The sequence below is a fragment of the Porphyromonas sp. COT-052 OH4946 genome (assembly GCF_000765965.1).
GTDB classification, from domain to species: Bacteria; Bacteroidota; Bacteroidia; order Bacteroidales; family Porphyromonadaceae; genus Porphyromonas; species Porphyromonas gulae.
Genome location: NZ_JQZY01000002.1, coordinates 44,133 through 57,027, shown reverse-complemented (window position 1 = coordinate 57,027; position 12,895 = coordinate 44,133). Strand labels below are relative to the sequence as shown.

General features: G+C 47.2%; 12 protein-coding genes. 5 read left to right on the top strand and 7 right to left on the bottom strand.

Annotated elements, in window-relative coordinates:
• The first annotated feature begins 5 nt into the window (after nucleotides 1-5).
• The 3 genes from HQ50_RS00405 (at nucleotide 6) to HQ50_RS00395 (ending at nucleotide 1,494) form a co-directional block, all read left to right on the top strand.
• Nucleotides 6-362 carry a hypothetical protein gene (locus HQ50_RS00405; RefSeq protein ID WP_052074849.1) on the top strand — a complete coding sequence of 119 codons (357 nt, stop codon included), beginning with the start codon at nucleotides 6-8 and terminating at the stop codon, nucleotides 360-362.
• Between the two features lie 83 nt (nucleotides 363-445).
• Nucleotides 446-799 carry a DUF4810 domain-containing protein gene (locus HQ50_RS00400; protein ID WP_039427508.1) on the top strand — a complete coding sequence of 118 codons (354 nt, stop codon included), beginning with the start codon at nucleotides 446-448 and terminating at the stop codon, nucleotides 797-799.
• 2 nt (nucleotides 800-801) lie between these two features.
• On the top strand, nucleotides 802-1,494 hold the full coding sequence (locus HQ50_RS00395; protein ID WP_235317888.1) for a GNA1162 family protein: 693 nt from the start codon (nucleotides 802-804) through the stop codon (nucleotides 1,492-1,494).
• 109 nt (nucleotides 1,495-1,603) lie between these two features.
• On the opposite strand, the gene HQ50_RS00390 is transcribed toward HQ50_RS00395, so the two are convergent.
• The 7 genes from HQ50_RS00390 to HQ50_RS00360 form a co-directional block, all read right to left on the bottom strand.
• Nucleotides 1,604-3,223 carry a protein FimE gene (locus HQ50_RS00390; protein ID WP_235317887.1) on the bottom strand — a complete coding sequence of 540 codons (1,620 nt, stop codon included), beginning with the start codon at nucleotides 3,221-3,223 and terminating at the stop codon, nucleotides 1,604-1,606.
• An 8-nt stretch (nucleotides 3,224-3,231) separates the two neighbouring features.
• Nucleotides 3,232-5,247 carry a fimbrial protein gene (locus tag HQ50_RS00385; protein ID WP_039427499.1) on the bottom strand — a complete coding sequence of 672 codons (2,016 nt, stop codon included), beginning with the start codon at nucleotides 5,245-5,247 and terminating at the stop codon, nucleotides 3,232-3,234.
• Nucleotides 5,248-5,266: 19 nt separating this feature from the next.
• Nucleotides 5,267-6,661: a fimbrial protein gene (locus HQ50_RS00380; protein ID WP_039427497.1), complete on the bottom strand. Its 1,395-nt coding sequence runs from the start codon at nucleotides 6,659-6,661 to the stop codon at nucleotides 5,267-5,269.
• Nucleotides 6,648-7,559 (bottom strand): FimB/Mfa2 family fimbrial subunit, encoded by a 912-nt coding sequence (locus HQ50_RS00375; RefSeq protein ID WP_039419465.1) that lies wholly within the window; start codon nucleotides 7,557-7,559, stop codon nucleotides 6,648-6,650. The genes HQ50_RS00380 and HQ50_RS00375 overlap by 14 nt, the downstream gene beginning before the upstream one ends.
• A 143-nt stretch (nucleotides 7,560-7,702) precedes the next feature.
• Nucleotides 7,703-8,854, bottom strand: a complete 1,152-nt coding sequence (locus tag HQ50_RS00370; RefSeq protein ID WP_039427495.1) for a fimbrial protein — start codon at nucleotides 8,852-8,854, stop codon at nucleotides 7,703-7,705.
• 50 nt (nucleotides 8,855-8,904) lie between these two features.
• Nucleotides 8,905-10,377, bottom strand: coding sequence for a DUF3868 domain-containing protein (locus tag HQ50_RS00365; protein ID WP_039427494.1), 1,473 nt, complete (start codon nucleotides 10,375-10,377; stop codon nucleotides 8,905-8,907).
• A 25-nt stretch (nucleotides 10,378-10,402) separates the two neighbouring features.
• Nucleotides 10,403-10,984, bottom strand: coding sequence for a DUF3575 domain-containing protein (locus tag HQ50_RS00360; RefSeq protein ID WP_018965152.1), 582 nt, complete (start codon nucleotides 10,982-10,984; stop codon nucleotides 10,403-10,405).
• A 621-nt stretch (nucleotides 10,985-11,605) separates the two neighbouring features.
• On the opposite strand from HQ50_RS00360, the gene HQ50_RS00350 reads away from it, so the two are divergent.
• Complete coding sequence (locus HQ50_RS00350; protein ID WP_152566830.1) at nucleotides 11,606-12,199, top strand: hypothetical protein; 594 nt, start codon at nucleotides 11,606-11,608, stop codon at nucleotides 12,197-12,199.
• A 210-nt stretch (nucleotides 12,200-12,409) separates the two neighbouring features.
• On the top strand, nucleotides 12,410-12,892 hold the full coding sequence (locus HQ50_RS00345; RefSeq protein WP_018965155.1) for a TlpA disulfide reductase family protein: 483 nt from the start codon (nucleotides 12,410-12,412) through the stop codon (nucleotides 12,890-12,892).
• Nucleotides 12,893-12,895 lie beyond the last annotated feature (3 nt).

The following is a 12,895-nucleotide window of genomic DNA, read 5'->3' as shown; positions in this document are numbered from 1 at the left end:
TCGTTATGAAAAGAAATATCATCAGTTCCCTCCTCGTTTTGCTCGTCCTCGTGACGAGTGTGGCAGCCTTCAGCTCCTGCGGATCTGTGGCATCGGCCAGTTATGGGATGCAGGACGAGAGTTACCTGATCGTGACTGCAAGTAAGCAATACCTGGGTAAGACCGTCTTCGTCACCATCGATGGCGACTCTGCTGTGCAGGCAGTGCCCATCAAGGAGAAGCATGCCGTGCGCAAAGGCAAGCGCATAGTCGTAAGTCCGGGCAAGCATACGGTAGTCGTCACAGACCGAGCCGGAGTCCGACTATATGAAAAGCAGATATTCGTATCGACCAATAATGGGAAAATGATCCATTTGCCATAACCGAAATGTAGAGACCAAGGGCAAAGAGCCGGAGACAGCCTTTGCCCTTACCTAAAAGATGTAATTCGAATACTCTGCAGATTATGAAGAAAATTCTACTTGCCGGTCTTGTGTGTTTCGTCGCTTTCGCATTTTCCAACTGTGGTACCAAGACGCTCTATTCTTGGCATGGCTATGAAGAAAAATCGTATGCATACTCGAAAAAACAGACACCCGAGGCCGAACAAAAGCTATTAAAAACCTATGAGGAAATCATCAAGGAACAGGGCGGTATACGCAAGACTGTTCCCCCTGGTGTATATGCCGAATACGGTTATCTCCTCGTCAAGAAAGGACGGATAGAAGAGGGCATCCGGATGCTCAAGATGGAGATGGCCCTTTATCCCGAAAGCAATTTATTTGTCAGCAGAATCATCGAACAACTACAGAACCCATGAGAATGCCGATCAGAGCTGCTTTTTCACGTACTATCGCTTTGTGCGCCCTCCTCTCCCTCTCCATGGCCGGAAGCGGATATGCGCAAGAGTCGATCAAGAAAGTAGTATATTCTAAGATGTACGAAGAGTCTCCCGTGGCTATCCTCATTATGCCGCCGATCAATGAGACCAATCACGTAGAGGCGCAGGACTATTTCTTCTCCACGCTTACGATGCCTTTGGTGGAGAAAGGGTTCTACGTCTTCTCCCCGTACCTCGCCATGGAACTTTTGCGTCAGGAGAGTGCAGGGGATGCCGAGCAATTTCTGGAAGGAAATCTCAAGCCGTTTTACGATGTATTTCAGGCCGATGCGGTGCTTTTCACTATAATCAAGAATTGGTCTAAAGCTGCTCTCGTCTCCACTGTCAGCGTACAGGTGGAATACATCTTGCGCTCGGCCAAAACCAATGAGGAGCTGTTCCGCCGCAGTGCCGATGTCTCTGTGGACTGTTCTATCAGCAGCGGCAATGGTATTCTGATCGATATGCTTGCCAATAGCCTTGCTACTGTCGCAACGGATAAGGTGGTCGCTGCCAGAAAGGCCAATGCTTTCATCCTTCAGGATATGCCTCATGGCAAATACTCTCCCAAAGGAGGACGTGACGGAGCGGACAGAGTCGGGCCGCAACATCTCACCGGGATCACAGTAAAGTAGAGGGTATGACGATCTGCCGAATACTTCCCCAAAAGTAATCGGGACACAGCGTAGCGTGGATATGCCGCTCTGTGTCCCGATTATTTATAAGGAGAGAATGAAATATGATCTAATTTGTCACTTGAATCCTTTGGTCATAGAAGTAATTCATTTTGACGATGATGTCTTCGGACGATTCCACTTTGTTTGACTTGAAAGGAAGCTGGAACTCCCTGTTCTGAGGCATTGTCGTCAATACGTATTTGTACAAGGTCTTTCCTCCCTCTATCCCTATGGTCATCCCGGGATTAGCCGGGTAGAAGTTTTCTGTAAAGACTTTGAACGTAATAGGTAGCAGAGCCTCATTAAACACTTCCGGTAGTTTCGCCTTGATTGTCAGAGGTTTTGCTTGCCCTGTAGGCAAAGCTACATTTACTACATTGTTCGAGGCCGCTTGTCCGTTTGCCTGAAAAAGATCATAGGAGTATGGATTGCGAACCACAATACAAACCTTTCGTTTGAGGTCGGGATTGCCGGTGATACCTAATACTATATCTGTTATATAGGCTCCCGTGGAGGGTGGGTTCTGATTCAATGTTAGGGTAATCTTCCCATTACCATCATTAACCGGAACGCCCATCACCGCTTGTCCGTTTATGTGAGTCACATTGTCTACGACTATCTTGTTATTCTCCGCAGTGGTTGACCCCTGAGGAGTATAGGAGGCAATAATATAGCCTGTAGCTTCCTTATTGACAAAGGCCATATAAGTACTGTTCACAGTAAGCAGGCCGGTACCGTCCGAGAATGAGGGGAAGACCTGCACCTCGGGGCTGAGTGCAATGTTGTTGGCTGCAGCTCCTTGTAAAGCTCCCTCGATGGAGGGATACCCTGCCGTTTTGGCTTGCAGGATACTGACTTTATAAAAATGATTTCGAATTACATCGTACCGATCTTTGTCGGCATTGACCAAGTCGATTTTATAATAACTATAGGCAGCGGAGGGGGTTTCGTATTTGGCTTTCACAATCAAGCAGGTGATTTCTGTTTGTATGGAATTTTGACGTTCAAATCCATAGAAAAAATTGTTGTCTCCCGCCGGTTTGAAATGTTGAGGAGCCGCAAAGGTCGTGCCGGCCGGCTCGGTAACATAGTCATTGACAAACTCGCCGGTACTTGGGTTGAAAGGAGCCAACGTGCCTTTGTTCAGAGAATTGTACAATGAAAAGGATACATCGTATAACTTGCTCTGAGAAGGCTCTGCAACGTACAAGGCAAACTTGGCCATGTTGCGGAGTAATTTAATCTGACCCAAATCTGTAGCGGTTGCTATACCTGTGTCATAGGTTTTCTTTGCCCACATCCGGATGGTCTCTTGGTCGTCCTGTACAGAAAATGAAGGCACCATCTCTTTCTGGCTGTGACCTACCCACGTCTGTGGGTTCAGCAAGTTATAGTTGGCTATGAAGTGAATGGTTCTTTTTTTATCAGAAGCGGTAATAGTAGCAGTGAAATTTTGTCCTGAAATATTTGCTGCAGCTCGTTCCAGAAAACAGCCATCTTCGTCGAAGACCCAGAGCTCGAGACTTTCTACCGCATTCTCTTTGTTGAAAGTGGCTATCCTGACAGGGTATTCCGACGCGATTATGCTTCCTCTGACCTCCACCATCTGTCCGGGACAGGGCTCGTGCCGATCTGCTACACATGATGTGAGTAGCAATAGCAAAAGTATATACTGAAACTTTTTCATCGTTCTCTTCATTTTTTCTTCCTGATATCGTCTTTCACATCTCGAACGCAGCGGACGTGCGCTCTGCTTTCTGAAACGTTGTTCACAAATTCTCCATCGGGGTTGTGAATGGCCGGGTGTTTGAGGTTGCTCCAATAGTATTTACCGGTCATGATAGCCTTCACAGCACTCTTTGGGTCTTTTTGCAGTCTATACACTAATTCCACTTCTTTTTTGGTAGGTAAGCGCCAATCGTTTAAGATAACCTCAGCTCCGTTGACCACACGTTTCTCCCAGTATTCTGCACAAGTCCCTAATGCATTTCGAGTCGTGGCACTTCCTGACGCATAGTTCGAATGGATGTTATACCCGCCTATTACCTTTTCGTAAGGTTGTATGACAGTCGCACCTAACTGAGAGGCCAATTCGAAAGAAGGTGATACCATTTGGGATGTTTCTGTTGAACTATTGGTTACATCGTCACTGTATACCAAACCACTGGGAATTCCCGGACTGTTTTGATAATAAAAGTCTTTGTTTTCTCTCGGGGGGAATCCGGTCACCATATCTCCTGTGGGAGCCAGAATGACGATGTGATAAATCGCTTTGTTGTTTAGCCCGGGCGCAAGGTTTCCTCCCGGTTGCCAAGAGGATGCAGTACCCATTGTGTGGACTACATACTCTGACGGATTTTGAACAATCGTAACTTGCTTCGTTAGCCCACCTTTCAGATTCTTCACTGTAAAAGTGATTTTCTTTGGAACGTTGTTGACCGGAAGGATCGAGCTAACCTTGATCTTACCTGATTCTTCCGTTACGATCGGGAATTGACCGATGTGCGATTCCGGTGCAGTCTGATTAGGATGGTAGTGAACTGTTGTTTCTATTCCGGTTTCTCCATTCACAAAAGTGTAAGAAGCCTTGACATCCTTAATTTCAATTGTGGAAGAGCTCTTATAGTCGAGGTGGGTCTCTGTGATCAGATTCATCACGCTTTCTTGTGGAATTACCTCCAGATACTGCGTGTCAGGGAGAGTCTGGTCGTCCGCATGCTCTGACCATGGTAAAACGCAGAATGTACCGTTCAGTGCTATCGGGTTCTCTTCCTCCAGGCCTCCCAGCACTTCTATCGTCACACTCATGTCATAGAGGTAGTTGCTGCGGATTTTATTGTCCGAAGCGTTGATGGGAACTCTGTAATAGTATGCTTTGGCCAGATTGTCTGTTTGACCATCTTGTTTAAGCTTGATCATCAGAATAAGCTCGGGCCGCTGATCTGCGGGAGTGGTTTCTTCCCACTGATTATAATAGGAGTAAAAGTGAACAACTGTCCCATTTGCTTCGTTCAGCTCCTTATAAGGAATGACACCACCTGCATCGGCTCCTGACGGAATATCTTCGAATTGCAGATACCCCTTGTTCACGTAGTTCCTGTATTTGGCCTGAGGAAGCCCTACCATCGTGTATCCTTCAACGATAACTGTTGGGCTTTTCAACCTGATTTTTGCCGCCACTCGCTTTAGATTGATGTTGCCAAGCTGTTTGCCTTCGGATGTCGTCATATTGATCTGCTTCGACGTAAAGCCGTACATGGCGAACTTGTCGGGAGGTGTCCCGGAAGATGAGGAAACGGCAATATCATTGCTGATTACCTTTTTAGGAAGATCTGTCTCCGAATTGGGACCGGCGAAACCATGAACGTTGGCGATTAAGTAGATATTAAATTCTTTCGTGCCATCGAACTGTCCGTACATGTGTTGAGGTACAGGGATTATATAATTGCCTACGGACTGTACTGTCGGAACGGCTTCCCATACCTTTGTTCCACCATGGTAGAAAACCACAGCCAAATGCTCTATCGCATTTTCTCCATAAGAGGTCTCTCCTGCCTCAGTGCTACGCCCTTCCCCTCCTTCCGAAAGCTGCACCCTTAGGATAAGCGAAGACGGATCTGTCTCAGGATTGTCTACCTTTTCGTGGATACACCCTGTCACAATAGAGACAAAGAGTATAGCCAATAGATTTATCTTAAGTTTCGTTTTCATCTTAGTTTCTTCTTGTCCTTTAGTGCCCTTGTTGTACGATGGTAATGTCTGTCAGCTGGACGCCATTACCTTTCTTTAGAACTACCTTTTTTCCATTCACGGTAAAGTACAGTTTCGCCTGTCGGTCGTGGTTCGTAGGTGCTTTCAGTGGCTTAACGATAACAGTGTATCCTGTATACCCATCAGCTTCCCCTGTGTTTACACCATTGACCGTATCGAATCCGAATTCCAATCCGTTATCGAGTGTCGCATGCCATTGGCTGCCATCTGTTCCTTTGATTTTGATTTGAATGGTAAGCGGGTTGGAGATGGTCACGTTGTTTTGAGGGAGTTCGAGGATATTCTCCGGCTGAATTAGCGCAAAATATGGTACGAGAAAACCATGATCCAAGTTCTCTACCGTCCACGGAAGGACTGTGGTCGTGAGGAGCAAGCTGCTGAATTCGCCGATTTTTGTGATTGTCCCGTCCAGTTTATAATGGTGGTTGCGGTGGATGGCGTAGTGATGATCGGCCGTAGTGGTCTGATCGTTCACATAGGCATAGTAGCGCGTCTTGATGCCATTGTAGAGGGCGTCTACCACAAGCTGCGTAGCACGGCCTGTAGAGTCCGCTGCAGAGCCTATGTTTTCATATACGTAGAGCGGAGCAGCTGCGGGGATGATGCTCTGTGCGCTACCGTTGTTCGTCAATGGAACATCATAGACATTCATCCAATTCCAATATCCTGTAGGCTTGCTCGTACTACCTTCGAGCAGGCGAGAGTTCTTGGCGTTGCGAAGAATCTGTACGTTGGTAATCTTGATTACATTGCTACCGGGAGTAACTTGCTTGATGTCCAGTGTGATTTTGGCTGCAATGCGGTTGAGGCTGACGTTTGCTTCCACAGTGTTTTGCGGGTTAAGGGTTGCTATCACCATTCCCGTCATGGTGAAGGGTTGAACTATCGGCCCGTTCACGTCAGGAGCCTGAATATCATCAAGTTCTTTCTTGAAAAGGATTTTGTTCAGTTTTGTCGTGAGAGCATCGGGTTCGTTGGCAATCACGTATATGTGGCGAGGCCCGGCATGTGCGCTGATCGCAAAAGGATTTTGAAAATCGGATTGTCCCGATATGAATAGTTTTTGGTTGTCGAGAGCCCAAAGGCCGTTTAGCCCTTCGCGAAAGACGAATATGCGCACTTTCTTTATCAGATCTTCACCTGAGTAGAGATCTCCGTTTCGTATTTCAACGTCGTCAAGCGACATCTTTACCGTTGCCACATCGTCCGAGGTGGGCTGATCGGGATTATCTTCCTTGGTACATGCTACCGCCCCCATCGTAAAAAGCAATAACAGGAGAAGGCGTGGAAGTAGTCCCGAAGGATGGTGGAAGTATTTCATTTTCGTAATAGTTGTCAGATTAGTATTCTGCATATTGTTGCACTACGTCCCAAGGAGTGACGGATACGATCACGCTGAGGTTTGCACCACGGAGATCTATGTAGATGTTCAGCATTTTGCCTACAACGGGAATGAAAGGCACTCCATCCGACCCTGCACTGAAGTTTAGCAACTCTTCCCCATATGCATAGAGCTTGAGGTGCAAAGGAGTGGAGTCGAGGGTGGGATAAATACGGAAGATGGAAGAAATGAAATCCCCGTTTTGGATCTGTCCGTCGGGACGGTATTGAACGGCATTGCCGATGAGGTCGGCGAGGCCGGTATAGGTGTCGGGAGTTTCTCCCAGAAGAATGTCAGCATAGTCTGGCAGTTGTCTGGGGCCATTAGCGTCCAGCCACTCTTGATAGCCACGTATTATGATATGTACCTGTGCCGTACGGCGGTAGATATCGACAGTTTGGTCTGTACCCTGTTCGATGGAGCCATACTCTATCGGGCAGGTCAGTATGCCGGAAAAAAGGTCTTCAGGCGATTGGGCTATACCATTGGTAGAGGCCAGTCTGAAGAATAAGTCTTTGACGTTCTGCACATCGGCTGTCTCTGCCAACATGCGATCGTCGGGATTGGCCCATGCCACGAAAGAAACAGTGGTTGGCCCGTCGTATTCCAATGGTATAGGTTTGCGTGCAGCCACTTCTGCGGCGTCCATCATCAGGCGATCGATGCGCCGGCCGGTTTCGTCGAAGACGAAAATAACGACGCGCTGCACGGCTCCGGATTCGGTTATATCCTGCATATCGGCATCCCATGCCCTGACAGTGAGGCGAAACGGACGGGGACAATCGGAATAGTCCTCTTTAACACATCCGCCAAACATTCCGGATACGAGTAAGATCAGCACCGATACGATATATTTCTTAGCGTCGTTCATAACTATAATTCTTTGATTGGTGATTCAGATTTCCCTATTCGATTTTAGAGAGAATGAATACAGGGAGTGGAGCGAACCCCGCTCCCTGTATTCCAATGTAAACAAACTATGAAAGTTTTTTCTTTTATTGGTTTGAGGGTTGATTACCAAGTAGCATTCTGACCAACGAGAACCCACTCAGCTACAGTACACTGTACGTTCAAGTGAGCAGACTCTGTGATAGGATTCTCGGGATTGTTTGTTCCAGGCCCTGTGATTGTCAGCTTAATATCATACTTATGGTTACGCTCAATTTTATTCTTAGGCGTATAATTGCTGTCATAAGTATAGTTGTTGCTGTTGAAGTTTACCAATACAGGGTAATAGGTCTTGCCTTCTGCGTCCACCCAATTGGCGGCCTGAGCAGCTGCTAAATCGGTTCCCGTCAGGTCGGCTCCGTTTTTCTGAAGTTTGCCATAAACACATAGGATTGTCGGATGAATAGTCCCACCGTTAGCTGAGTAGTCATTTTCTAATACATAGAAGCCCTGAGGAGCACCAGCAGTAGGTGCAACGTAATCACGGCTCAACCAAGGAACATTGGCATAGTTGGTAGGTGTGTAAGCACCGTTAAATGTGGTCAAAGAACCTGTCAGATAATTAGCGTCTGCATTCACGAGTGTTGCCCCGAACAAATTAGATTGCTTCTTTGCAATGAGACCATAAATCTTTTCAGGGGTAAATGTGTAAATGTTATCGTAGGCTGCGCTCATCTGCACTTTAATTTCGGTGAAAGCCATGCGAGCATGTACACGTTTGATTTCAAGAGCAGCATTCTCAATGTGATTACCCTCTCCGACTCCATTGTATCCAATATAGTTCTTGCCTGCCTTCAAAACGATTGCTTTTGGCTCGGCCGTCATGATCAACCCTGCAGCCTCTTGATTTTCTTTAGTCAGTTCAGTTGTCAATGCTTTTACGTCTGCAAGAGTCTTGCCAGTCAGATCCATTGTTCCCGTATTGGCCATTACGACCAGCGTGCGTGAGCCTGCACCACATTTGATATTCTCAACCTTAGTCGCATTTTCGGCTGATTCGATGGCTTCCTGCTGTTCTCCATTATAAACCATTACGGTCAACTTAGCCACTTTTGCTTCGTCATCTGCAACCCCGAAAGCACGATTCGGATTGCTGGTCTTCAATACTACGCTAATGGTAGCGTTACCTTCTACAACGGGTTCTGCTTCGTTGTCTTTGTTACAAGCTGTCATAGCAAGGGCAGCAAGTCCCAACAAGAAAAACTTAGTCTTTTTCATCTTGTTTTTGTTTTAAAAGTGAATATTGTTTTATTAGGATCTTTTTTGATTTAGAGATTGTCCTGCATATAGTGTCGCAGTTCGTCGAGGTTATGCTGCGCTCCGGGCTGGCCTTGCTGAGCAGCGCGAGTAAGGTAGCTTTCGGCTTCAGCCCATTTTTCGCTGTAAGCATATGCCAAGCCTAACAGCATCCATAGCTTGGGTTCGCTCTTACGCGCTTCGAGGCGAGCCAGAGCTTGTGGATACCTGCCGGCACGAAGGTCTATGATGGCCGCATTGGCTGTCGGTTCTATCGCTTTCGGGAAAGCTTTCTCGGCTGTTGTCCACGTCTCGTAGCGTTCGTAGCTCCCTTCCGGATAGCTCTGTGCTACGGCGTAGACCTCTGCCAGACTCAGACGAGAGGGGTGTGTCTTGATAATTTCACGTGCTTTGTCCAACTCAAATCCTTTGACCACGATATGGAAAGTGAGTTCGCTTCGGCGAAGCGGGGGGTAATAGTCCGAGAGCAATGTGGCATAGAGAGAGCCTCCATCGATGGCTTGCAGAGCAGCTGTGCGCTCGCCGGCCGGCTTTTGGTCTATGATGTCCAATATGGCAGCCTTTTGTGAGAGGTCGCTCTTGACCACTGCAGTGCGCAGACCTGCCCAGTCGGGTCCTTTCCAATCGTTTTCGAATCGATTCTTCAGGATCGGGTACTTGCGCATAAGATAGTCTGCAAAGGAGTGTGCCCGATCCTTAGAAAGCTGTACGTTGTACTCTACACCCCCTTCCGGTGAGGCGTATCCTACCATGCTGAGTTTCTCGAAAGTGATGTCGCTATCGCCTCTGATTTCTTTCAGTTTGCTATCGATACGTGCCAGTTCTGTGGGGTTGCCATCAAAATCCGGTAGTACAGTATATTTCCCTACCCGATAGGCCAGGTGAGCGGAGAGGGTTTCTTCACGTTTTTTCAGTAGTTCGCCTTCCGGTACTATGATTTGGTATCGGTAGTCTGCTTCATACAGTGGTACCAAAGCATCGTCCGTAAGTGTCGTTTCTTCTGAACCGAGCGGGCAGTCCGCGCAACCGGTGTTTTCTGCCAAAAGAATCATGGAAGAATGGCGCATCCACGGCCTATAAGGTGTAGCCGCAGAATAGTCCATGCTCTGTTCCTTGCCATTGTGACGCTTTACCATGGCCGAAGGTTTGGTGTCAGGTTGATTGTAGATGTGGTGTTTGTCGAGAGTGATACGACGATCGATGATCCGGTAGCGTCTGTTCCCCATAAGCAGAAATGGACGAAGAGCGACCTGATCGTTCGACGTATTGGAGCGGATAATGGGTGTAACCACCATCAGCAGATTGCTCTTCATATCCGGCATGGCCGTCAGATTCAGGTTCATCTTTACGTTGGCAGTATGTCCCGTTTTCTTGATCACGTGCTTCTCGCTTATCTTAACACCTCCTAGATGGGTCTGAGCTATCACGGCAAGCGTGGACATTCCGAAGAGAAGCGACAGGATGATATAGCGACTCTGTTTCATATAGCTTGTCAGTATAATTATGGTATTACTTAATGATGTATATGAGCGAAAGTGTAGCTTTCGTTACGCCGAAGTAGTTGTACTTACCTTCTTCGATCTTTTTGCCGCACTTGGCACATTCGAATTTGTCATAGTCGAAGTGGACGAATCCTCCGCTGATCGATGCCTCCAGATTCCATCTTTTGCCCAACAACCATTGATAGCCATAGGTCAGGCCGGCACCGATGGCGTATCCTTCGTGTCGATAGTTGTTGAGATTTTTGAGCCGACCGACAGGGATGTCGATATCATTCACATTGTACTCTCCTCCGATGCCATGAAGTCCGAAGAAGTGGCCGGAGAAAGCCTCACACGTCCAATAGCGAAGTTCCGGAGCCACGAGCCAATGTTTGAGCTTGCGATGGTGGCTGAATGTGAAAGGATTGTAACCTCCCGAAACATCGAGTGTCCACTTCTTACCCATGCGAAACTCCAATCCTGCATTAGGTGTAGTCGTGCCCCAATAAAGCAGATTGGTCTTTAGCCCGATCTGCTGTGCCCGAAGGGAGGGGATCAGTCCTGCAATCAGAGCGATCCCGATAAGCAGCAATCGTGTTTTCCTTTTCATATGTTTTTATAATAGTTGCTTACAGTCTATAGATGTAACCACATGAAAAACAGAAAGAGGGAGCAACCTTAGACTGCCTCCTTTTCCTGTCCTTTACTCACAAGCAAAGTTAGACTGTGTCATTGGGGATTTTCTACGTGAAAACACCTGACTTTTTTGCGTGTTAATACGTATTTTAGGGGCTATCGGTGCCTGGTCGCTGTATTCCGGCCCGATCTTTCGATTGGAATCTTGTTTAATACACTTTTTTGAGATGTCATTTTTTTTCTTTTTGCGCGAGGAAGGATCGGGAGATAATTTTCGTTCGAAAGGATGGAGACGTGTGGTTCGCAAAAACGTGGTTCGTAAAAGTTTTTCTTTTGGTTCGGGAACTCAAAAAAAGACGCGCCAAAACGAAAAAAAAGACACGCCAAAATTTTCAGAAACACGCGCCGTTTTTTGAGCCTTTTACGCTTGACTTTTTTCTCTGAGATGAGAACGAAGACTTCAGAAAGTGCCTCTCTTATATTATATATGGTGTATAGTTCCGGAATAAGCCTTTTTCAAGGGAAGAGTGGACGTCGCTCGGCGAATCGCTTTTTTGCTATTTTTGCGGCCGCTAATCAAAAAGTCAAACCCATTATGAAAAAGAAACTGACATTACTTTCGATCCTATTGGCTGTCGTTTTCAGCCCCATAGCAAATCTTTCGGCACAAAGCGAAAGAAAACACACATTGAAACGCCATCATGTTGCATTGGACCTACTTGGCAATAAAGGCTTCGTAGGTGCTTCGTACGAATACCGTTTGGGAGATAAGATCAATTGGCTTGGCCTTAGAGCCGGATTAGGCTTTATGGGGGTATCACAATCAGGCCTTTACACATCCGGAGACAGCTTCCTTTGGGGTAAAGTTGCGGCTGAGGCTGTCTTACTACCCATGGAGTGCAATGTGCTGTTAGGAGCGAAAAATCATCATTTGGAGCTGGGTCTTGGCATGGTGCCCCTTCTGGCCAGAGGGCATTCGTCTGCCTATTACAACGACCATTTGCAAGAGGACAGCTCATACGGTTTTGCTTTCGGAGGCAACGCCACGGTGGCTTACCGCTATCAGAGACCGCAAGGGGGATTTGTCTTTCGTATCGGATTAAGCCCCATGTTCAAAATTCCCTTCATAGACAATTACATCAGCACCTCTGCCATTTGGCCTTTCCTTTCCTTGGGATATAGCTTCTAAAAGAAGTGTCCGCAGGGACGCCACGATTGGCTTCCTTAAGTGAATCGGGATGCTGTCGGTGTCGGGCAGGCGTTTGATGCTATATAATATCGGTATGCTGCGCCTGCTCGCGGATGACAAAGTGTAAGGAAATGGATGGGAAACGGTGCATTTTGGAAAAAATACTATATTTGTCCGCATCCAAAATAATTTTAATCTAAAAAGGAACAGATGAAACGCTTCTTTATCGCCCTGATCGGGTTGTTGTTCGGCTTGAATGCATATGCTCAGCTTCCGGCCGTTAGTTTGAAAAACATTGAAGGTAAAACGGTGCAGACCAATAAGCTGGAGAATGCTGGCAAGCCGATGATCATCAGCTTTTTCGCCACCAACTGTAAACCCTGTCTGCGCGAATTGAAGGCCATTCAAGAGGTGTATGCAGACTGGCAGGACGAGACAGGCGTAAGACTTATAGCCGTATCTATCGATGAAGGCCAAAACGCCCAGAAGGTGAAGCCGTTGGCAGATGGCAACGGGTGGGAATACGAAGTGCTGCTCGACAGCAACGGCGACTTCAAGCGCGCCATGAACGTATCGCTCATTCCTGCCGTATTCATCGTCGATGGCAATGGTAAGGTCGTGTACAATCATACCGGCTATACGGAAGGCGGAGAAGCCGAACTGATCAAAAAGGTTCGTGAGCTGGTGAAGTAACCT